Here is a 19,544-nt window from a genome sequence, read left to right as displayed (position 1 = left end):
TTTTCTATCCTTTGATCGAACCTAGTAGCATACCTTTTGTTAAATGCTTCTGAACAAATGGATAAATCACAATGATTGGTAAGCTTGCAATAATAACGGCTGCCATTTGAATGGTAGCTGTCGGTATAACTGCATCCACGTTCTCGATTTGGTCTTGATTTTGTACAAGAATATCTCGAACCACAACCTGGAGAGGATTTAGGGCAGGGTCTGTAATGTACATAACAGCCTGGAAAAATTCGTTCCAGTGACCAACGACATAGAATAACCCAATTGTAATCATAACGGGTTTCGAAAGAGCGAGTACAATTTGCCCGAGAATTCTAAATTCGCCTGCACCATCAATTCGAGCTGCTTCGAAAATATCTTCTGGTAAGTTTTCAAAGAAGCTTTTCATGATCAGAACATTAAAGCTCCAAATCGCATTCGGAATAATCATTGCCCACACCGAATTAAGTAAACCAGTTGCTTTTACAATTAAGTATGTTGGTACGATCCCGCCGTTAAATAAGAGTGTAAAGACGACGAGGAAAATGAAAATGTTGCGACCAGGTAAATTTTTACGACTTAATGGATACGCCATTAACGTAGTAAGAATCAAGTTAATGATCGTTCCAACAACTGTAATAAAAATGGTGACCATAAACGATTTTGGTATTTTGGGTTGAGATAAAAGGTGAGTATACGCATCAAAGTTAATCGCTTCAGGAATCAGAACAAATCCACCATTTTTCAATACTTCTTCGATCGGGGTTAGAGATACTGCAACGACGAAAAGCAAAGGGAAAACGGATAGTACACCAACTAGGATGAGAGATATCGTTACAAGTAGATCAAAGGCGCGGTCTCCTTTATTTTTCACCATATGTTTTCGCCCCATTTCTTCGCAATTTGGTTCGCTCCGATGACAAGAATAAGGCCAATTGCTGACTTAAATAATCCTACTGATGCAGCAAGGCTGAAGTTCATCTGTTCAAGTCCTGTTCGGAAAACCCACGTATCAATAATGTCAGCCACTTCATATACTTGGACGTTATACATGATGTAAACTTGTTCAAAACCAGCATCAAGCATATGTCCTAGCTTTAAAATAAACAAAAGGATGATAACGTTACGTATTCCTGGTAGTGTAATGTGCCAGATCATATGAAAGCGATTCGCCCCATCTACTTTTGCTGCTTCATAGAGAGAAGGATTAATTCCGGCTATCGCTGCTAAATAAATAATGGCTCCCCATCCGAGACTTTGCCATGCTTCAGATCCTACTAATATCGAACGGAACCAGTCTGTTGATGTTAAGAAAGGAATGCTTGATGCTCCCCCTTCTGTTAACCAACGATTAAATAACCCTGTGCTTTCTGACAAGAAAGCGATACAAATTCCATAAATGATTACCCAAGATAGAAAGTGTGGCATGTAGCTTAGCGTTTGTATCCATCTTTTAAACCACATTGTTTTACATTCATTTAGAAAGATAGCGAGTACAATACTCGGAACCATTCCAAAAAGAATTTTGTATAAACTAATGATCAATGTGTTGGATAATAGTTGGTAGAAATAAGGGGAATCAAAGAAAATTTGGAAATATTTATACCATGGGTCAGCCCAGTTGCTCCCCGTGATGCCTTCCATCACGTTGTAATCTTTAAACGCGATAATAACGCCGTACATTGGTAGATACTTATAGATGAAAAACCAAATTAACCCCGGTGCAAGCATAATGTAGAAGCTTTTGTACTTCCATAAGTTTGTCATCAGCGTTTTCTTCTTTGTTTCCGATTTCGTATAAAGTGACCTCTCTGACTCTACAGCTGTTTTTGCATTCATGAATTCCCTCCTAGACTGTTCTTTGGTGACAGACTTTCTTACCTGAAAATTCGATTTCTTTTGAGATATTATTACAATAGCATATCTGTTCACCTGTGAGAGTTTATTAATTTAGATACTAGTAGACTCTCACTTCGATCAGTTCAGCGTGCTGTGAACCATTGGTTTCCTCGATAACCATACGTATTTTATCAGTAGTAAAGGTTTCTAAATGATGGACGCGCTTTCTTTTTCGGTTAGATTTGATTGAATCTACCGTTTGCCACTGACCATCTAAATTCATTTCAATACGATAGTTGGCAACTAGCTCTGGCATAATATCGAATTCTGTTTTCAAAAAGTGAAGGTTAATTAAGTATTCGTTCACATCATCATTAAAGGTTAAGTGGATTTCATTCATTTGAACCGGCTTGTCCCAGGTTAACTCGATCCACTCTTCCCCTCCAGTGGATTCAGACATCCACATATGTGGAGATCCAAATGGTCGGTGGTAACCATTAATGACTTTATCTGGTAAGTAAGTTCCGATTGGATCACTTACTTTAAAACAAAACGGCTGTCGTGTAAGATTTTTCATTGACCACTGAACGACTAACTGCTCGGGTTGTTGGGACAAGTTAGGGTCAACGATCGGAATATCTCCTTTTTCAAAAGTTAACACCCCGGATAGTGGCTGTTTTGACTTCCATAAAGCTAGCTGTTCATTTTCCTTAATCACGATAAAAGCATTTTGTTCACCGTTTGGTGTCCAGGGAATGCTAACTGTGATCCACTGCTTCTCACCTTTTGGAATGGTTACTTTCCTCTCATTATGCAATGTACGAGGAATGTAATTTTCACCTCTACCTGTATCCCATACTTCTATAATCGCTTCTGTTTCTATAGTAGCATCGACTAAAAGTTCAATTGAAGTGAGCTTCTGATCAACTGGAAACAAGATACCCACATCATTTTTTAAAGAGTACAGTTCAGCTGGTGTGTTAATGGCAATCTTTTGATATGTGCTTGATGCGCTGATCGTTGCAAGTTTAGCTTGATCCCTTTCATCTTCGTTTCTAGCTCCAATAATTGAAGCATCTTGTTTGAGCAAAGTTTGCTGCACACTTTTGAAATGATTTTCATACAGTTCACGTGGCGTCAGTTGTTTGTCCACACATAGAGCGGCGCCTACTCCAGCAGCTTCCCCCATAACCGCACAAGTTGCCATCACTCGAGTAGTTCCGAATGCTACATGGGTTGCGCTGATATTCCGCCCCGCCATAAACATGTTCGAAACGTTGCGTGAGTATAAAGAGCGGAATGGAATGTGATATAGACCATCAGGGAAAAGGTGCTTGGATGCATTTTCTCCAGTATACATGCCCTTTGGGGGATGAAGGTCAATTGACCATCCACCAAAAGCAATTCGATCATCAAATGGTCTCTGACTAATAATATCATTTTGATTTAGCATATAATCGCCTACAAATCGGCGGTACTCTCTTTTACCTGGAACAGACCCTACCCACTCAAGAACTAGGTTGTCAGCATCAAACTTCCCTGAATTTTTAATGTAGTCCCAGATTCCGTAAATGGCTGCCCATAATTCATCTCGTATTGCTTCGTTTTGATGTACGGTATCCATTTCGCCGCCCCATTCAATCCACCAATAATAGCAGCCAGAGTCCCCAGTTCGAATGATTCTTTTTTCTGGAATGAGAGTTTGGGTAATGTCTCTTGCAAATGCTGGTGCGACATATTTCACTGGTGTTCCAATATCCTTTGTATAAAATAAGATGGTACTTCCAAGTGTGATGTTGTCAGCTTCTTCTGGTGCCCACTCTTCGTCGTACTCATGTCTTGCTTCTCTACCTAACTTAAATTCGGCCCCTGCGAGAAAACCAACTAATCCATCTCCTGTACAGTCAAGGAATACCTCACTCTTGTAGGTAATTTTCCGCTCTGATCCCATCATCCAGCCTGTAACCGATTGGATAACACGATTGTCATTTTCTCCAGTGGCTTCTACTTCATGAACATCTGTATTAAGATGAAGTGTAATATTTGGTTCGTTGTACACGGTTTCATAAACGATCAGGTCCCAGTAGTATGGGTTTCCTTCAGGGTTCCGATATTGATTTTCAACAAGCATTTCTCCCATGATGCCCGTTTCTCTGGCATATCTTTGTGTTCCTACTGCGTTAGCACCGCTTACCCACACTCTTACTTCACTACTTGAATTACCGCCAAGTACTGGCCTGTTTTGGATAAGGAAAACGGTTTTACCTAATCGAGCGGCCGATACGGCTGCACAAACTCCAGCAAGACCTCCCCCAATTACCGTAATATCAGATTCGACTGTTTCATACTTCATGCGATGAACATCCTCCTTGATGTTACCTTCGATAATTTTTTAAGTTTTCTAAATATAATTGTATCGCTTGCCAACTTCTATTAAAATGTAATATAGAGTCATTTGTTTATACTTTATTTCATAAGGTGGTGAAATTAATCCTGGACTCTAAAACGTTGCAAAACTATGTTCCATCGGTCATTTATTTAGCTCATTGGAAAGAAAAGCAGCGATTTGTATTTGAAGAAGATGTCCACCCTAAGTGGGTGTTATTTGCGGTCGAAAAAGGTGAATTCGAATTTTCAATCGGTGATAAGAAAGGTGTAGCACAGGTTGGTGACCTCGTGTTTTGTCCACCTAACACACCTTTTAAAAGGAAGTTAATTGAGCCTTTGTCATTTTTTGCATTTATTTTCGAATGGGAATTAAAAAAAGAGTACTTATCAGATCCGTCGTTACTAAAGCCATTGGAAGAAGATGAATCCATTATTAGTGGAAAATGGACGTTAAGAGATTTTAAAAGACTTTCTTCTAATTTCGAATATTTGGCTTTGTATTCGAATCATACTCACTCTCAGAATATGTCCCGTATTAATTACATACTGAGAGATATTTGGAATGTGTTTTGTTGGGAGCTTGAAGAAAAGCATGTGAAACAAATCGGCCAAAAAGATAAGCTGATGATTGATGCGAAAAATACTATTCAAGAGAAAGGCTTAATGTCTCTATTTAGCATGAATGACCTTTCTATTCAATTAGGACTTAGTCCTGTTCAACTTACTAGAAGGTTTAAAGCAGCTTTTCGGATGACGCCAAAGGAATATTTGATTTCACTAAGAGTAGAAGAAGCGAAAAAATTACTCGCCAACACGGATTGGACAATGGATGAAATCGCACGACATTCAGGCTATGAAAATCGGTATTACTTTAGCCGTGCGTTTCGAACAAAAGAAGGGAAAAGCCCATCAGAATTTAAAAAAATTCACCAAATGTAATACAAATAAACCGCCTTTCAGGCGGTTTATTTATGAGTATGAACATTTATTTCAAGCTTAATTCGTTCATTTATTTCGTCTCTTTTGGACAGAAGCCAAGCAGCATCTTTTGGATAATGGGTGAATGTTAATTCTTGTTTCAAATCGTTTTCTAGTAGACCTAGCGTTTGTTCACGCCCAATATAGCTTTCAAGAAGTTGTAATGCAGAATGATCCTGAAAAGCCTCCATTAACACTTCTAAACGAAGTGACTCAATTGGCCCTTCCTCCCCGGGATAAACGAGAAAAGCATCGCCTGATGGAAAAGAGTAATTCGCATCCGTGTTCCGAAACGGGTCAATTAATTTTTTTGAAAAAGAAGAGTACCAGAAGTTAAATCCCCAATGAAGGAAGCCCTGTATATTAAACTTATATAATTGCATTCCTAGTATTCTATTTCTAGAGGAAGGCATGTTAAAAAAACGATTGGAAACCTCTTTGTATTGAGAAGTACAGTAATAAGTCCATAAATCGGGAACGTTGTTTTCAAGAAATGGAGTAATATGATCGTTAGATGATACTGGATTTTTAATAAGACCTTTTTCGTAAAAAGTATAATCTGAAAGTGCGTCGATTACTGGTAGGTCACCAAGGTAATCATTCATAACACGACTTGCATTCTTATAAGATTCCAAATGCTCCATTCGCGGTTCATCAGAAATATGAAAGTAACAATAATCTGTTAGATTGGATTCTTCTAGTAATTGAATAAGCGCAGGTAAGAATTGTGCTAGAAATGAACGGTAGGCTTGACTCATAGCCTCTGTTTCCCAGCCAAATAGTTTTTCTTTTTTCCCATTTACATCACCTATAATTTTAGGTGAATGCTTTGCACCCCACTGACTAAAAAGGTGAGAGAATTCGAAATAGCGAATGCCGTTATTCTGACACATTTTAAACCATCGGAGAAGCTTTTCGAAATGAAATGTATACTTCTCTCCTTCTTTTGTTACATCAACAAGCTGTACAGTCGGTCTCTCTCCACCAATCTCAGTATCTAGCGGAGGGGTGAATAAAGGGGTTAAAATCATATTAATGTGATGATCAGCAGCAGTCTTTACATACTTCTCTACTGTGTCCCAGTATTTATCACTGAAGATCTTTAATTGATAAATTGAAGCGATACAATCCGTGTGTAGCCACTCGGTGTGAATCACTCCTTGCTCTGGAAGGTTTGCACCAATGACGTTTAATTGAAAAGTATCTTTAACGTAATCACCATCTGTGCAAATGAGGGCGATTTCAATTTGGTGGTCGCCTGGTGTAGCGTCTTGTTCTACGGCCACTGTTATCCAAATGGATCGCCACTGATTTGGAAAAGCAGTAAGCCCTTCTTCTTCTATAATTGGAAATAAGGGATCAGGGTATAATCCTGGTGTATGACGCAGGGTATGATCATCGTAATCAAAGTGACATGGGTACTCAGAAGGCACCAGTCCAACTACTCGTGCTGTTACATTTAACTGAGAGTGAATTTCGACCTTCATTTGTTTTACTAATTTATCTGACCGATACGCTACTTGAAAGGAATATGTTTCACCTAATAAAGCAGATGCAAATGAAACATATGGCTCAGTTAAATCTTCATCAGCAAAAACTTTGGTGAGCGAGCTTACTAATTTCGTCTCAATAATGATTAACCACTCCTTTATCGTTTATTTAGCTTGAATAATAGGCAAGGGTCGATGAATGGTGGTTTTTTCCCTTAGTTAATCGGAATTCACCACATATAGAGGAATGAGTCGAGACAAATATTTTTATCTCGGATTCGCTTTGTAATACTTCTATATTTTCAACTTCTCTATTTGGTAAATCCGTAGCTATTTGAAAGACGTTAATAAACGTGATGGATTGATGTGGCTCACTTCTTTGTATAAGAGTGGCTCGATCAGAAACGGGAGGATTATCGGGAGTGTTTGCTAAATAAAGCATCGTTTTTGATGAACACCAGCTATGTTGATTTACAATTTCTTCGTTCGCCTTCCACTGTAAAAATGTAGAACCATTCGTCATCATTTCTCTCTTATTGTTGAATAAATCTTGATTTAATTTGCTTAATTTTGCTTGTGATGTTTCCCAGTTTTGGGTGTGAAGTATTTGGCCGTCGACGTGATATAAGAGATCCACTTCTCTTTTTTCTGGTACGTTTACCGTAACGATGTCAAGAAACAATCGATCAGTAATAGCATTGAAACGTTGGATAGAACAATCTTTGTAACTCTCAACATCCCAGGAACTCATTGACTCAGGTAACTGAATTAAATTTTGAAAAAGATAGGTATCACTTTTCCAGTCTACGACGCTTTCTACCCAGCTTCCCCATTCGCATTGTTCAGCTTTGATACGCTTCCCATCTGCTGGTGGTTGATCACTTCCATTTATACTAACGGTGTTATGTGAATACGTATGCTTGAACCAGTCATAGTGTACAGGAACACTATAGCGTGTTGTGCCAGGATCTCGTATAAACGGTTTGTTTTTTAAGCTAAGCGATAAACCTAGTTGATCGAGATGATCGTGTTCACCACCAAATGGCGCATGCTTTTGAAAGACCTGCCATCCATTTTCACAGGAAATTTTTGTTAAGCTAGAACTTGAAGTTAACGTCTTATTTTGATTGTTCTTACAGCATGGGACTATACAATTGGTATCATTTAAAACGAATTGGTTAATGAAGAACAATGAATAAGAATCTTGCGGAACGCGTTTAAACTTTGATGGTTGCATGCCGTATAAGCTTCTTAATATCATTTGATACTGCTCTTCCCCATAACTAGAAAAAGCGAACTCGTAGAGATGTGCATATTTAGATAAGGAAATAGATGAGGATGAGTCATTCAAAGATGGGAGCAACCCTTCATTATCAATAAATAATAAGGGCGTATCGAACATCTTTTTGATTTCTGGGAATGACCAAAGACGAGTATCATCTGTGATATGTGCTAATTGAACGATCGATTCAAGTGTATAAAAATGGTAGGAGAAGGACCCTTCATACCATAAACCATCCTCAAGTACGCCCTTACGAATCTGATTTCTTAATCCATAATCTCCATTAAACCCTTGTTCAATTAAGTGATCATTACCCAATATTGAACCGATCATACAAATAGCAACAGTTATATGGACAGCATGATTATGAATCTGTTGTTCTTTCCATGTAGATAAAAAGGAAGCCGCATTAAGAAATAGCTGATTATTTACAATTTCCAATTCTTCTTTGGTAAAATGTTCTTTACCAATGTGATAGGCATAACAAAGATTAATCATCCAATTGGCTTCATCAAGCGTTTGAGCGAAAAGTTTACCTGGCCCATTATAAGGGATCTTTCCATGTGTTCGGTAATGAGGGTAGCACTCTGCATAATCCAAAAGGATCTTGTTTGCTTTCAATAAATAATCCTCTCTTTTAGTAGCTGCATAGGCAAACGAAAGATGTTTAACTGCCTCTCCTAGTTTTCCGTGAGCCATTCCCATCCAGCCACCTAGAAATGGAGAGTCTTCAAAGACTCTCCTGCATGAAGGACAATCAAATTTCTTATTATTCGTCCAGCTGAAATTGAGTGCAGCTCCATCATATGGGCAGTGAAAATAGTGCCCCCAGTCTGCGATATCTGTCTTTGAAGGTCTAAATGGTATTTGTAGCGCTTCATCACCCTCGGCGATTAGCTTTTTTTTCGCATGTAGTGTTTTTTTATGTTGAGCGTTTAAGTAAATCGTATCTGACAAACGAGAACTCATGAATGCTTTCCTTCTAATAAGTCCTCTCTTACTGGACTAAAGGAATCTAAAAGACTACCATCTGAAAGTGCTTTAACGCCATGAAGTGTATTTGGTGGGATATAAAGTGACTCTCCTTTTTCAATGATCGTATGAGCTGTGCCAATCGTGAATTCAAATTGCCCATCAAGACAATAGGAAATCTGTTCATGAGGATGCTGATGTTTATTTCCGATCGCTCCATTTTTGAAGCGAACTTCCATAATCATTAGATCTTCACCACTTGTTAAGATATTTCGTTTAACACCGTCTTCTACTGACTCCCATACACCGATTTGTCCCATAATCGAACTCCTTTCCAGATTACCAATATAAATTCCAGTCTTTCGAGAGACGAACAAGCGCTTCGAAATAATAATAATCGCCCCAAATACAACTTTCATCTACTCCGCGGTTACCACCTTTATAGTAAACGGCATGGCGCAACAATCCATTTTCATTTGAGTGCACATCTGTCGTGTAATGTTTAACTAGTGATTCGGTTGTATTATTGATAGCGTTCTCATAGAAAGGTCTCTCTTCATCTGTAAGTGGTAAATGTTTCACTAATTCAAGTAATCCACAGAGTGCGATAGCAGCTGATGAGCTATCTCTTTCTTCATTGCCATCTGTGAAAATTAAATCCCAATAACAAATATAGTCTTTAGGTAAACGATTTAAATAGTAATTTGTAAGTTTCTTAGTTAACGTGATTAAATTCCAGTCTTTCGTATAAGCATAACTTAGAGGGAAGCCGTATATTCCCCATGCTTGCCCGCGAGCCCAACAAGAGTCATCCGCATATCCCTGGTGTGTGTCACCATACAGTGGATTTCCTGAGTCTGGATCCATGTAATAAGTATGGTGCGTAGATGCATCTTCTCTCACAAGGTATTGTGCTGCCTTTTGGATATGGCTTTCGGCTACGCTCTTATACTTCTGATCTCCAGTTTCTTCTGTAGCCCAATAGAGTAAAGGTAGATTCATATTACAGTCAATAATCATCCTTCCCCGCTGTGACGGGTCCGTTAAGTCTCCCCATGCTTGAATGATGCCTGCTTTTTCATGAAAACGCGTCATGAGCAAGTCTGCTGCTTCAATAGCTACATTTTTGGCTTCTTCATTACCAGTCAATTTATAAGCACTAACACAGGAAAGCGTATAAAGAAATCCGAGATCATGGTGATTTACAGCAATTCGATTCTTTAAACGCTGTTTGAAACTAGTTAGATGTCCTTCAGCTACACTGCGGTATTTCTGATCTCCTGTTACTTCATAAGCAAGCCATAACATTCCGGTCCAGAAACTCGTTGTCCATTCATTGTTCTCAATGGACGGGTACACTCCATCTTGGCTACTTGAATCAGGAAAAGAGTTAGTAAAAGTTTCAAGATTTTGATCAATTTTCTGAAGAACATGGTGAATCGCTTGATCGACGTACGTGCGGTTTATCGTAGGCTGTTTTTGATAGCGATCTTTTAGTCGAATGCCTTCATCTAGTACACGTTGTGTATTTGTTTTAATCTTCATTTGCACCTCCATCAGATGAGTTGTGAAGTCTTAATCCGGCTCCAACAAGTCCTGAGTCTCCTTTCAATTGACTAACAGATATTCGATGAACGGCACTGCTTTGTTCAGTAATCAAGAGAGGTTTTAGTGTCGCTTTAATATGGTCTATTAACTCTGGATTATGATTAATGACCCCGCCACCAAGAACAATTTGGTGAGGGTCGAGCATGCAAATCATGCCGTGAATTCCTTTACTAATATCATTTAAAACTTCAGTCATGACATAACAGGCGTATTTCTCCCCATGAAAATAATCTCTTAAGACTGTAGCTGTTGTGATTTGTTCAGTCTCTTTCATTTGAAGTCTTGCTCTTTTGGTTGCTGCCTTTGATTGAATAGCTGGACCGGATGCTACATTTTCAAGAGTAGCCACTGGATTTTCTTTCGAGGCACTTGTCAACATTAAGCCTACTTCACCTGCAAAACCAGCACCACGTAAAATGGCTCCATTATGAAGAATGCAACAAGAAATCCCTGTACTAATAGTTAAATAAGCAAACGTTTCATTTTTTTTACATCCTCTTTGATACCATTCCGCAAATGCTGCCATATGAACATCATTATCAAGGATGACAGACTTTGTAGGATAAAGTTCTTCCAATTTTGGACCAATTGGAAAATGAGACCAAGGTAGGTTGTTTTGATAGATGGCTATTCCTTTTTCAATATCGACTTTTCCAGGGACACCAATTCCGATACCAAGTAGGTGTTCTGGTTTGTAACTAGACTCTTCTAATACTTGATCAATACAGTTCTTTAATTGCTGAAACATCTTGTCTTTATCCGTTGTTATACTTGGGACTTCTTTTCGAAATAGCACGCGCCCATCTTTTGTAATGAGCGCAGCTGCAATTTTGGTCCCCCCTACATCAATACCGAGTGAAAGATTCATGTTGACCTCCTGTTATTAAGGCAGAGAAATTTTCACGACTTGATTAAGGTTACGAGGTTGATCTGGGTTTAAGCCAAGTTTGATTGACTGATAATAAGCTAGAAGCTGAAAGTAAGGAATATAGAGTGCCGCTCTCGCTTCATCTGATAAATTGCTTCCTATATTAATCACATGATCAGCCGTTAAATCTGTCCCAAGATCTCCAATCACAATCGTTTTTCCACCGTTATTTTTAATATCATGAAGTAATGTGTGGTCGATCTCGCTCATTTTCGTTGTAGAAAACAGCACCACAACGGTTTCCTCATCCACAATGGAAATCGGACCATGACGGAATTCAAGGTTCGAATAACTTTCGCATTCCGTTTGCGTCATTTCTTTGAGTTTCAGTGTACCTTCTTTGGCTAATCCATTATAAATACCTGCGCCTAAGAAGATAAACCGCTCCGCTTTTGCACCTTGAACTATATCCTTCATAACATGTGCATGACTTACATTCTCATTTAACAATTCAGGCACCTGTTTCAGTTCTTTTAATGCCTCATTATTCTCGGTAAATCTTGCAGCATATAGTTGAATTGCATAAAGCATGTTAGTGAAGGATTGAGTCATGACAACGCTTTTTTCACTTATATGATCAAGACTAATTTGATCGTCAGCTAGTTGTGCCATTTCAGCATCACTGTTGCATGTTACGGCTAGAGTGGATATATTCTCTTTAGCCTTAATGGCTTTTAAAGCCGTAATAATTTCTGAAGTGGTTCCAGAGCGAGAGATACTTACTACTCTATATCGTTTATGGGGGGTGAATACCTGCTTTTCATGAAGAAAAATTTCTGAAGCCGGCACCGCGTTGGCTTGAATTCCAGTGATTTCTTGAAAGTATCTGGCAGCTGAAATTGCAATGTAGTAGGATGTGCCGCACCCTGTAAATACATAATTGACTTCGACATTATCATTAGGAATATTCATATTGCTGACGATCTGATAGGTTTTTTCTGAAGCGTTTCCTTGAGACATGATTTCCTTCAATGTATACGTATCCACTAATTACATCACTCCTTATTTAGTAAATGAAAATTGATTGACACTCATTTGTTTTTCTAGCGATTTAAGATCTTCTAAGGAAAGGTCTCCTGCTTTTTCTTGCAGTGCATTGGCTGTGCCAGCAGCTGAGGCTCTTATTAATGATTTCTCAAAAGGCTCTCTATCATAGAATCCAGATACTAATCCAGCAACAAAGGCATCGCCACTTCCTACAGGATTGACAACAGATAACTTAGGAATAGAAATTGTATAAATGCAATTGTCATAAGCAGCCATCGCTCCATCGCTTCCTCTAGAGACTGCCACAACGGAGACTCCTGTATGGCTTAATTCCATTAAAGCATTCATGATTTCATCATCGGTTTGCAACGGACGATTGGTGATTTCACTTAGCTCATCAATATTTGGTTTTATCATAAAGGGTTTCGCTTTCAGAGCTTCCTTAAGCGGTTGTCCACTCGTATCAACAATTGCTCTTGTACCATTCTGCTGAACAAGTTCAACAAGTTCTTGATAAGCCGTCGTTAAAAGGCCCTTAGGTAAGCTCCCAGATAGAATGACATAAGTGCTTTTATTGGCCAATTCCAATAGTTTTCGTTTAAATTCAATCCATTCTCTTTCTAAAATGGTTGGACCTAACTCAAGAATTTCAGTTTGATTTGTGAATTCATCAATGATATTAAGGCAAATACGTGATTCGCCTTCAATCATTACAAAATCGGAATGAATTCCTTTTTCATCTGCTAACCGTTTAATGAATTGACCATTTAAGCCCCCCAAAAAACCTGTCGATACTGTGTTTATATTTAAAATTTTCAGTATTTTTGAGACGTTAATGCCCTTACCTCCAGGTTCGCTTATGATTCTTTTCGTCCGATTTACTTCATTTATAGAAAAGCGATCCATATAGTACGTACGGTCAATCGCTGCATTTAACGTAACAGTAGTGATCATAGACTTAAGCGTAAGTTTGCTGACTTTGCAGCATTAAGATTTTTTTCTTAACAATTTCCTCAACAGCTTCTCGAGCAGGGACGAAATACTTTCTCGGATCATCTGTATGTGGATGTTCATTCAAGTAATCTCGTAATCTAGCCACGAATTCAACCTTTAATTCAGTCGAGAAATTCACTTTACTTACGCCATATTGAAGCGATTCACGAACTTTTTCTTCTGGTACACCAGAGGCACCGTGCATAACAATTGGCCGTCCTGTCGATTCTGAAATTTTTTGTACAAGCTCAAAATTAAGCCTTGGTTCCTTTTTATATAAGCCATGCGCTGTTCCAAAAGCAGGGGCAAACGAATCGATATCCGTTCGTGCGACAAAATCTTTTGCGAGGTCTGGATCTGTCAATTGAGCGTCCTGTTCGTCTACACTAAGATCGTCTTCAACGCCTCCAATGGTTCCGAGTTCAGCTTCTACGGGGACATTAACATAGTGAGCAGCTTCCACAACCTTTTGGACGAGCGCTACGTTCTCTTCATATTGTAATTTTGATCCGTCAATCATGACTGATGTATAACCTGCCCGCAAACATTGTAGAACCGTTTTGAAACTATCTCCGTGGTCTAAATGCAATGCAATTGGAATCGAGGTTTTCTCAGCTACCGAATTCACCATATTTTTGATGTTTTCGATTCCCACATATTTAATTGTTCCTGGAGTCGTTTGAAAGATAACCGGTGTATCGATCTTCTCAGCACCTGAAATAACCGCTTTCATAATTTCAAGATTATGAACAGCAAAGGCCCCAATCGCATAATGATTTTTGTACGCATCATCGAGTAACGGCTTACTAGAAACTAATGGCATTCAATCATCTCCTTAAAGTGATTCAACCAGTCAACGGGTTGTTGGGTCAAGTTGGGTTGTACCTTGGCAACATAACGTCACCAGGTCTTTAATGGTATTGTACTGTTAATAGGTTGTTGGGTCAACCTGTTCTTTAATTAAATTAATTCTGTGTAGAAACGACAGCGATCTCCTCTTACGATAGAATGACAGAATTCCACGGGTTTTCCTGATCGATCATAGGCTGTTCTTTCTAACAACAATGCGGGGTAACCTTCTTTTACCTGGAGATATTCACTTTCATAATCTCTTATGAGGACAGGTTCAAACACCTCTTTTGCTTTTGTAACGATAATACCAAAATCACTTTCCATTACATCATATAAGGAGGTATTCATCACATGCTCCTGCTTAATACCGGGTATGAGGTATTGTGGTATATATGATGTTTCAAGAATAACAGGCTCGTCATTTGCGCAGCGTAACCTCTTTAATTCGATTAGAGTATCTCCTTCATCAACCATTAACTTACTTGCGACTCGTGGTGAAGCAGTTGTTTCAATCATATGCAAAATAATATCTGTTGGTGCCATGCCCATTTCTTTCATCACTTTACTAAAGCTATAAAAGCCCATTAGTGGTTGCTCGAGCTTCGGCTGCGAAACAAAAGTCCCCTTTCCTTGAATTCGATTCAAGACGCCAATTTGGACGAGGTCTTCAATCGCTTTTTTAGCTGTGTTTCGGCTTATATTATAGTCAGCTCTCAACTCGTTTTCAGATGGAATTTTATCGCCAGGAGCCCAGTCACCTCGTTCAATATTCTCCTTTAATATCTCCTTTAATTGGTGATAGAGAGGAATAACACTATGCTGATCTAATTCTCTTTTCATAATATCCCCCATTTCTTTTGTGTATAGTTGTATCTACCTCATTCATTTTGTACCTTAATATTCATTGTGGTTTCAAAGTGAATTTTTCTTTATTCTATCATATTAATCAAGTAAGAGAGTAAAGTCGAGCTTCGACTTTACTCTCTTTAGTAATTGTTTTCATATACAGGTTCGTCAGTCAGTTTCAATGAACTCTGAACGAATCGAGAAACCTTTTCTCATTAGCTTTCTAGCATAAGTTAAATGAAGCATCATTGCTTCTGAAGCCCCACTTGGATCTTCACAAAGTATCATTTCCATAATTAACTCATGTTGTTGATTTGTGTCTTGAATGCGTTCTAGGTCTGTTGCGATTAAGCAATGGTAATGATCCATTGACTTGCTTATCTTTGCAGATAGTGATTGGAACAACTCTAGTAAAATAGGGTTGCCCGAAGCTTTTGCAACGGCCAAGTGAAATTGAGAGTCTTGAATGCTCTTATCCCTATAACGCTCACTTCGTTCTAGAAGTTCGAGCGTATGACTCATTGTTAGGAGGTCTTGCTCTGTTCGATTAACCGCTGCCAGTTTGACCAACGTTGTTTCTAACATTACAAGTGTTTGGAATAATGATTCCAAATTCTCATGTTGAGGCATCGGCATATATTGGAAATACCGTTTCGGTGTATAGCCTGTGACAATAGCTCCTTCTTCTGCCAATAAATCAATAACCCCTCTTCCACTCAGCGTTTTTAATGCAGCTAATATAGTGGACCGTGAAACACCAAAAAACTGCGAGAGTTCCAAAACGGAGGGGATTGTATCTCCTTTATCATATTTCCTTTCTTTCAATAAACCTAATAGTTGTTTCTCAACTTTTTGGGATAATTCTTCTGAAGAAATGCGTCTAAGTTTCATTGTAAAACCCCCTATACGTAATAGCACAGTAGACGAGGTGGGTTGAAAGCATATCTGTATTATTATGTAAGTCAAAGCAAAAGCAGCCTGTTGGCTACTTTTGCAACATAAATTACTTATTTGAATAAACTTTTGCTTTCGCTTCTTTTCGTCGACTATGAAGTATTGGTTCAGTATAACCAGAAGGTTGATTAAAGCCTTTAAAGACAAGGTCACATGCAGCCTGAAACGCAATCGACTTTTCAAAGTTATCAGCCATTGCATGATAAGTCGGGTCACCTGCGTTCTGCTTATCAACTACTTTTGCCATTCGTTTCATTGTTTCTAGAACCTGTTCCTTGGAACAAATTCCGTGATGAAGCCAGTTGGCCATATGCTGACTAGAAATTCGAAGCGTTGCTCGGTCTTCCATAAGTTCAATGTTATGGATATCTGGCACTTTAGAACAGCCTACACCATATTCGATCCATCGAACCACGTATCCTAGGATACCTTGAGCATTATTATCGAGTTCTTTCCCAATTTCTTTGTCGCTCCACTTCTTCTCTCTATTAACTGGAATTTCTAAAAGATCATTTAAATAATTTGCTGTCCTTTTCTCTAGTTCATATTGAATTTCCCTCACATTTGTTTGATGGTAATGTAAGGCGTGAAGGGTTGCAGCTGTTGGAGAGGGTACCCAAGCTGTACTCGCACCAGCTTGAAGCTGTGCACCTTTTTGTGCAATCATTTCACCCATAAGATCTGGCATAGCCCACATGCCTTTTCCAATCTGTGCGACTCCTCTGAAACCTGTGTTTAAACCATGAGCCACATTTGCTTTTTCATAACTTTGAAGCCAGGTCGCGTTTTTCATTTGGCCTTTCGGTATAACAGCTCCAGCTTCCATCGACGTATGGATCTCATCACCCGTTCGATCAAGGAAGCCGGTGTTAATAAATACGACGCGTTCCTTTACTTCGTTTATACAGTTTTTGAGGTTAAGGGTAGTACGTCGTTCTTCATCCATCACGCCAATTTTGATTGTATAACGCTCTAATTCAAGTAAATCTTCTGTTCGATTGAATAGTTCATTAGCAAATGCAACTTCCTTTGATCCGTGCATTTTAGGCTTTACAATATAGATGGATCCTTTGGAAGAGTTTTGGTATCGACCATTTCTATTCAGATCGTGCTTTGCGATTAATCCTGTAATCACGGCATCGATAATTCCTTCAGGTACTTCATTTCCTGATTGATCAAGAACCGCATCCGTTGTCATTAAATGTCCAACATTTCGAGCAAACATCAAGGATCGACCAGGAAGAGAAAGTATCTTTCCATCAGGTGATGTATACTCGCGATCAGGATTCAACGATCGAACGATCTTCTTAGAACCTTTAGAAAAAGATGATTGTAAATCACCTTTCATTAAGCCAAGAAAATTCCGATAGACGAGGACTTTGTCTTCTGCATCAACAGCTGCAACAGAGTCTTCAAAGTCCATTATCGTTGTAATAGCAGATTCAACAAACACATCTTTAATTCCTGCTTCATCTGTTTTACCGATCGGATGAGAACGATCAATTTGAATTTCAAGGTGGATTTGATTGTTTTTCAATAAAATGACTTCAGGGTTTTCTTCACTACCTAGATATCCTACAAATTGTTCTCTATTTATTAAAGCGCTTTCATAGTTGTCAGTAAAGTGTACCTTAAGCATCCCTTGCTGTATAGTAAATCGTTTAATGTCTGAGTAACTTCTTTCCTTTAATGGCACGACCGAATCTAGGAAATGCTTTGCATAAGTTATCACTTTTTCACCACGGATTGGGTTATATTCCGTACTTTTAGATGCTCCTTTGTCTTCTGAAATAACGTCAGTTCCATACAATGCATCATAGAGACTCCCCCACCTTGCATTCGCTGCATTAATCGCATACCGAGCGTTATTGACTGGGACAACTAGCTGAGGACCAGCTTGAATGGCAATTTCCTCATCTACTGATTGAGTGCTAATTTTAACATCCTTTATTTCTTCTTCAAGATATTCGATATCCTTAAGAAACGTTTTATAGCTTTCTAGGTCACTAGCTCGTTTGTTCAGGTGATAAGCATTGATTTTTTGTTGTAGGTCTTCTCGAACTTGTAGAAGCTGTTTATTGATAGGTGACAGTTCAGTGATCATGTCACCAAGGCCACTCCAAAACTGTCTAGAAGAAGTGCCAGTTCCAGGAATAACATCTTCATTAATAAATTCATAGAGTTCCGTTGCAACATGCAAAGTACCAATTGACTTATAATTTTCCATTACCTGTCCCCCTCATAAGCTTGACAGAACCTTATATGGTGCTGTTCATTCGTTATATCTTATCTTATAATAAAGTAAGCTATTTATATAATACATATATCGCATATTAGGTATGCTTTCAGGTTATAATTCAGAATTTTCGAAATGTGCATTGGCTATATATATGATTCTCTACTTTGGCTCTTTCAAATAGCATCGTTTTGATCGATCAGAAATAAGCCAATAAAACAGCGTTCACTAACATAGCCTTTGAAAAAATCTCTGTGTGGAGGTATTTTGATGGAAATTCGTCACTTGGAATATTTTTCTGAAGTCGCTAGACAATTAAGTTTCACAAAAGCTGCTACTAGTCTTCACGTGTCCCAACCTTCTATTAGTAAAGCCATTAAAAATATGGAAGCAGAACTTGGAGTGCCGCTCTTCTATCGATCAAAGCAATTGGAATTAACCGATGCGGGTCACGCTGTCCTTATTAATGCGCATCACGTACTAAGTGCTTTTCGTAATCTAACAACAGAATTAACCGACCTCACAGAGCTTAAAAAGGGTGAAATTAAAATAGGTATTCCTCCTATTATCGGGGCTGCGTTTTTTTCAAAGTTAATTAGTCAGTTTAAGGCGAAATATCCTTTTGTTGAAATTCTATTAACGGAAGTAGGATCAAAATCGATAAAGCAAGGGATTGAGGATGGCTCACTCGATATTGGCCTAATTTGCAATACCCCTTTAAAAAACAGTTCTTTGGAAACGGTTCAAGTTATTTCTGATCCATTGATGGTAGTTGTTCACAATGAACATCATTTAACGGAATCGACTGAAATCGATATAACGGATCTTGCATCAGAGCCATTTATTTTATTTCGTGATGATTTTTCGTTACATGATCGAATTGTAGAAGAATGCTCGAAACAGGGGTTTCATCCGAATGTCGTTTGCCACAGTTCGCAGAAAGATTTTATGATCGAGATGGTAGAAGCAAAGCTTGGCCTTGCCCTTCTACCTAGTAAAATCGCTCTTTCAATTCCAAACGATTCCATTACGTCAATTAGGCTTCGTCACTCAAATCTTCGCCTCGAACTTGGGCTGATTTGGAAAAAGAATAAATACTTGCCTTATGCGGTCAAAGAGTTTATTAACCTCGCAGATTCAATTGAAGTGAGTTGAATCCTTCAGAGCAGGTGTTTTAATTTAGGAAATGCTTCTATGATTCTA

General features: G+C 38.6%; 16 protein-coding genes. 2 read left to right on the top strand and 14 right to left on the bottom strand.

Features of this window, described 5'->3' with window-relative positions; genetic code table 11:
• Positions 1–4: 4 nt before the first annotated feature.
• The 3 genes from AC0VYH_RS11845 to AC0VYH_RS11835 form a co-directional block, all read right to left on the bottom strand.
• Positions 5–865, bottom strand: a complete 861-nt coding sequence (locus AC0VYH_RS11845; RefSeq protein WP_048309424.1) for a carbohydrate ABC transporter permease — start codon at positions 863–865, stop codon at positions 5–7.
• The gene (locus tag AC0VYH_RS11840) at positions 859–1,755 is read right to left on the bottom strand and encodes an ABC transporter permease (RefSeq protein ID WP_236690353.1); all 897 of its coding nucleotides are present in this window, start codon (positions 1,753–1,755) and stop codon (positions 859–861) included. Before AC0VYH_RS11840 ends, AC0VYH_RS11845 begins: the two co-directional genes overlap by 7 nt.
• Before the next feature lie 190 nt (positions 1,756–1,945).
• Complete coding sequence (locus AC0VYH_RS11835; RefSeq protein WP_475365244.1) at positions 1,946–4,180, bottom strand: FAD-dependent oxidoreductase; 2,235 nt, start codon at positions 4,178–4,180, stop codon at positions 1,946–1,948.
• A 155-nt stretch (positions 4,181–4,335) separates the two neighbouring features.
• On the opposite strand from AC0VYH_RS11835, the gene AC0VYH_RS11830 reads away from it, so the two are divergent.
• The gene (locus tag AC0VYH_RS11830) at positions 4,336–5,154 is read left to right on the top strand and encodes a helix-turn-helix domain-containing protein (RefSeq protein ID WP_475365243.1); all 819 of its coding nucleotides are present in this window, start codon (positions 4,336–4,338) and stop codon (positions 5,152–5,154) included.
• A gap of 26 nt (positions 5,155–5,180) precedes the next feature.
• On the opposite strand, the gene AC0VYH_RS11825 is transcribed toward AC0VYH_RS11830, so the two are convergent.
• The 11 genes from AC0VYH_RS11825 to AC0VYH_RS11775 all read right to left on the bottom strand — a co-directional run bounded on the left by AC0VYH_RS11825 (position 5,181) and on the right by AC0VYH_RS11775 (position 18,332).
• Positions 5,181–6,680, bottom strand: coding sequence for a DUF4091 domain-containing protein (locus AC0VYH_RS11825; RefSeq protein ID WP_475365242.1), 1,500 nt, complete (start codon positions 6,678–6,680; stop codon positions 5,181–5,183).
• Positions 6,681–6,852: 172 nt separating this feature from the next.
• A complete protein-coding gene (locus AC0VYH_RS11820) occupies positions 6,853–8,934 on the bottom strand; it encodes a heparinase II/III domain-containing protein (RefSeq protein WP_475365241.1) in 2,082 nt (693 codons plus the stop codon).
• A complete protein-coding gene (locus tag AC0VYH_RS11815; RefSeq protein ID WP_048309430.1) occupies positions 8,931–9,257 on the bottom strand; it encodes a cupin domain-containing protein in 327 nt (108 codons plus the stop codon). Before AC0VYH_RS11815 ends, AC0VYH_RS11820 begins: the two co-directional genes overlap by 4 nt.
• Before the next feature lie 19 nt (positions 9,258–9,276).
• Positions 9,277–10,482 carry a glycoside hydrolase family 88 protein gene (locus AC0VYH_RS11810; RefSeq protein ID WP_430246570.1) on the bottom strand — a complete coding sequence of 402 codons (1,206 nt, stop codon included), beginning with the start codon at positions 10,480–10,482 and terminating at the stop codon, positions 9,277–9,279.
• A complete protein-coding gene (locus AC0VYH_RS11805; RefSeq protein WP_475365240.1) occupies positions 10,472–11,413 on the bottom strand; it encodes an ROK family protein in 942 nt (313 codons plus the stop codon). Before AC0VYH_RS11805 ends, AC0VYH_RS11810 begins: the two co-directional genes overlap by 11 nt.
• Before the next feature lie 15 nt (positions 11,414–11,428).
• Positions 11,429–12,460 carry an SIS domain-containing protein gene (locus AC0VYH_RS11800; RefSeq protein WP_475365239.1) on the bottom strand — a complete coding sequence of 344 codons (1,032 nt, stop codon included), beginning with the start codon at positions 12,458–12,460 and terminating at the stop codon, positions 11,429–11,431.
• A 15-nt stretch (positions 12,461–12,475) separates the two neighbouring features.
• Entirely contained in the window at positions 12,476–13,414 is a 939-nt protein-coding gene (gene pfkB / locus AC0VYH_RS11795; RefSeq protein ID WP_475365238.1) for a 1-phosphofructokinase, read from the bottom strand.
• A gap of 4 nt (positions 13,415–13,418) precedes the next feature.
• Positions 13,419–14,276, bottom strand: coding sequence for a class II fructose-1,6-bisphosphate aldolase (gene fba, locus AC0VYH_RS11790; RefSeq protein ID WP_475365237.1), 858 nt, complete (start codon positions 14,274–14,276; stop codon positions 13,419–13,421).
• A 137-nt stretch (positions 14,277–14,413) separates the two neighbouring features.
• Positions 14,414–15,145, bottom strand: a complete 732-nt coding sequence (locus AC0VYH_RS11785) for a GntR family transcriptional regulator (protein WP_430246563.1) — start codon at positions 15,143–15,145, stop codon at positions 14,414–14,416.
• A 174-nt stretch (positions 15,146–15,319) separates the two neighbouring features.
• Positions 15,320–16,042, bottom strand: a complete 723-nt coding sequence (locus tag AC0VYH_RS11780) for a FadR/GntR family transcriptional regulator (RefSeq protein WP_430246561.1) — start codon at positions 16,040–16,042, stop codon at positions 15,320–15,322.
• A gap of 112 nt (positions 16,043–16,154) precedes the next feature.
• Complete coding sequence (locus tag AC0VYH_RS11775; protein ID WP_430246559.1) at positions 16,155–18,332, bottom strand: malate synthase G; 2,178 nt, start codon at positions 18,330–18,332, stop codon at positions 16,155–16,157.
• 279 nt (positions 18,333–18,611) lie between these two features.
• Between AC0VYH_RS11775 and AC0VYH_RS11770 the strand changes: the two genes are divergently transcribed.
• Positions 18,612–19,496, top strand: a complete 885-nt coding sequence (locus AC0VYH_RS11770) for a LysR family transcriptional regulator (RefSeq protein ID WP_475365233.1) — start codon at positions 18,612–18,614, stop codon at positions 19,494–19,496.
• Positions 19,497–19,544: the final 48 nt, after the last annotated feature.

This window comes from Anaerobacillus sp. QJM3NY_32, from assembly GCF_056173645.1.
Note: the sequence above shows the minus strand (reverse complement) of the source record. Positions and strands in the feature narration are given on the sequence as shown.

Bases quoted from the DNA above. Each gene is read 5' to 3' on its own strand.
- AC0VYH_RS11835 (WP_475365244.1), bottom strand. From the start codon at position 4,180: ATGAAGTATGAAACAGTCGAATCTGATATTACGGTAATTGGGGGAGGT.
- AC0VYH_RS11820 (WP_475365241.1), bottom strand. From the start codon at position 8,934: ATGAGTTCTCGTTTGTCAGATACGATTTACTTAAACGCTCAACATAAA.
- AC0VYH_RS11785 (WP_430246563.1), bottom strand. From the start codon at position 15,145: ATGAAAAGAGAATTAGATCAGCATAGTGTTATTCCTCTCTATCACCAA.
- pfkB (WP_475365238.1), bottom strand. From the start codon at position 13,414: ATGATCACTACTGTTACGTTAAATGCAGCGATTGACCGTACGTACTAT.
- AC0VYH_RS11805 (WP_475365240.1), bottom strand. From the start codon at position 11,413: ATGAATCTTTCACTCGGTATTGATGTAGGGGGGACCAAAATTGCAGCT.
- AC0VYH_RS11845 (WP_048309424.1), bottom strand. From the start codon at position 865: ATGGTGAAAAATAAAGGAGACCGCGCCTTTGATCTACTTGTAACGATA.
- AC0VYH_RS11815 (WP_048309430.1), bottom strand. From the start codon at position 9,257: ATGGGACAAATCGGTGTATGGGAGTCAGTAGAAGACGGTGTTAAACGA.
- AC0VYH_RS11780 (WP_430246561.1), bottom strand. From the start codon at position 16,042: ATGAAACTTAGACGCATTTCTTCAGAAGAATTATCCCAAAAAGTTGAG.
- AC0VYH_RS11775 (WP_430246559.1), bottom strand. From the start codon at position 18,332: ATGGAAAATTATAAGTCAATTGGTACTTTGCATGTTGCAACGGAACTC.
- AC0VYH_RS11770 (WP_475365233.1), top strand. From the start codon at position 18,612: ATGGAAATTCGTCACTTGGAATATTTTTCTGAAGTCGCTAGACAATTA.
- fba (WP_475365237.1), bottom strand. From the start codon at position 14,276: ATGCCATTAGTTTCTAGTAAGCCGTTACTCGATGATGCGTACAAAAAT.
- AC0VYH_RS11825 (WP_475365242.1), bottom strand. From the start codon at position 6,680: ATGAAGGTCGAAATTCACTCTCAGTTAAATGTAACAGCACGAGTAGTT.
- AC0VYH_RS11840 (WP_236690353.1), bottom strand. From the start codon at position 1,755: ATGACAAACTTATGGAAGTACAAAAGCTTCTACATTATGCTTGCACCG.
- AC0VYH_RS11810 (WP_430246570.1), bottom strand. From the start codon at position 10,482: ATGAAGATTAAAACAAATACACAACGTGTACTAGATGAAGGCATTCGA.